Here is a 1965-nt window from a genome sequence, read left to right on the forward strand (position 1 = left end):
GGGCCGCGTCGCCTACGCCGGGCCGCTGAAGGAGTGGGGCGAGGTGGTGATCCTCGATCTCGGCCCCGGCTGGCGGGCCGTGATCGCGGGTCTGGATAGGCTGGAGGTCGAGACCGGCCAGCGCGTCGGGGACGGCCAGACCCTGGGCCGCACCGGCGAGGACGGCGAAGCCTATTTCGAACTGCGGCGCCAGGAACGGCCCATCGATCCCGCGCCCTGGCTGCAGTAGCGGGCCAACCGCGCGAAATTCCTTTCAAATCGGCGCGGACGCTGTTTGTATCGGCGCAACTGTCGTGCGCGCCGTCGTGGCGCTTGCGCCGCCCTGGACGACCGGAGCCGAAAGCGGATCCGATGGAAAGAGACCGAATGCGTAAACTGCTTCTCGTGGGCGCCGCCGCCCTGGCGCTGGGCGGATCGGCGGCGGCCGTGGCCAGCCAGACCCCGCGCAACGAGACCTTCCGCATGCTCGAGATGTTCGGCGACGTGCTGGGCATCGTCGAGCAGGCCTACGTCGTCCCGGTCGACAACAAGAAGCTGATCGAGGCCGCCCTGCAGGGCATGATGACGGCGCTCGATCCGCACTCCAACTATCTGCCGGCCAAGGCGTTCGGCGACCTGCGCGAACGGACCTCGGGCGAATATTCCGGCGTGGGCCTGACCATCACCTCCGAGGGCGGACTGGTGAAGGTCATCTCGCCGATGGACGACAGCCCGGCGGGCCGTGCGGGCGTTCAGGCGGGCGATGTGATCAGCGCGGTCAACGGCCAGAACGCGGCCGGTCTGACGGTGTCCGAGGTTTCGGACAAGCTGCGCGGCGCCACCGGCACCAGCGTCACCGTCACCTTCCTGCGCGACGGCGAGGAGCCGCGTGAGGTCGTGCTGACGCGCGAGGTCATCAAGGTCGAATCCGTCACCGGCCGCCTGGAAGGCGACTTCGGCTATCTGCGCATCTCGACCTTCAACGAGAACACCGGCCGCGAGCTGACCGAGACCATCGAGCGGCTGAAGCGTGAGAAGCCGGGCCTCAAGGGCTATGTGCTGGACCTGCGCAACAACGGCGGCGGTCTTCTGACGGCGGCCATCGACGTGTCGGACGCCTTCCTGGAGCGTGGCGAGATCGTCAGCCAGCGCGGCCGCAAGCCCGAGGACATCGAACGCTACGCCGCCAAGCCGGGCGACCTGACCGGCGGCCTGCCGGTGGTGGTGCTGATCAACTACGGCTCGGCCTCGGCGTCCGAGATCGTGGCCGGCGCCCTGAAGGATCAGGAGCGGGCGACGGTCGTCGGCCTGACCAGCTTCGGCAAGGGGTCGGTGCAGACGGTGATCCCGCTGCGCGGCGGCCAGGACGGCGCCTTGTCGATCACCACGGCGCGCTACTACACGCCGTCGGGCCGCTCGATCCAGAAGATCGGCATCGAGCCGGACCTGGAGGTCGCGCGCTCCGAGGCCGAGGCGCGCATCGTCTCGCGCTCCAGCTTCATCTATTCCGAGGCGGCCTATTCGACGGCGCTGGACTCCTCCATCGGAGCCGAGCGCAAGGGGCCGCACACCCCGCGCGAAGCGCCCGGCGCCGACTACGCCAAGGACAAGGACTATCAGCTGGAGCGGGCGCTGGACGTGTTGCGCGCCGGCGGCGACCTGACCAAGCTGGCCGCCGCGCCCGAGGGGATCGTCATCACCGAGCCAGGCGAAGACAAGGTCGAAACGGCCGAGGCGAAGACCGACAAGCCCGAAACGCCGACCGTCACGGTCAAGCCGGATGAATCGAAACCGGACTGATCGTCGCATCCGGCGCGTCACGCGAACGTGGTGAACGCGCCGTTAGGCTTTCTTAACCGGCGCAGGGCTTAACTGAGGCTGAGGGGCGCCGCGTCTGTGCGGCGCCTGCAAGCCCGAGCCGACGCCCTGACCATGTTCGCCAAGCGCCAGTCCGCCCTCGCCGCCGCCGCAGGCGCGCCGCCGGAG

2 protein-coding genes are annotated in these 1965 nt (G+C 69.3%); both read left to right on the forward strand.

The genetic code is table 11. From position 1 onward, the window contains the following. Positions 1-229: peptidoglycan DD-metalloendopeptidase family protein (locus RT567_RS16300; RefSeq protein WP_313577250.1), on the forward strand; the 229-nt coding region annotated here is incomplete at its 5' end. Between the two features lie 137 nt (positions 230-366). After that, complete coding sequence (locus RT567_RS16305) at positions 367-1779, forward strand: S41 family peptidase (RefSeq protein WP_313577251.1); 1413 nt, start codon at positions 367-369, stop codon at positions 1777-1779. Positions 1780-1965: the final 186 nt, after the last annotated feature.

This window comes from Brevundimonas sp. (assembly GCF_032107865.1).
Taxonomy (GTDB): domain Bacteria; phylum Pseudomonadota; class Alphaproteobacteria; order Caulobacterales; family Caulobacteraceae; genus Brevundimonas.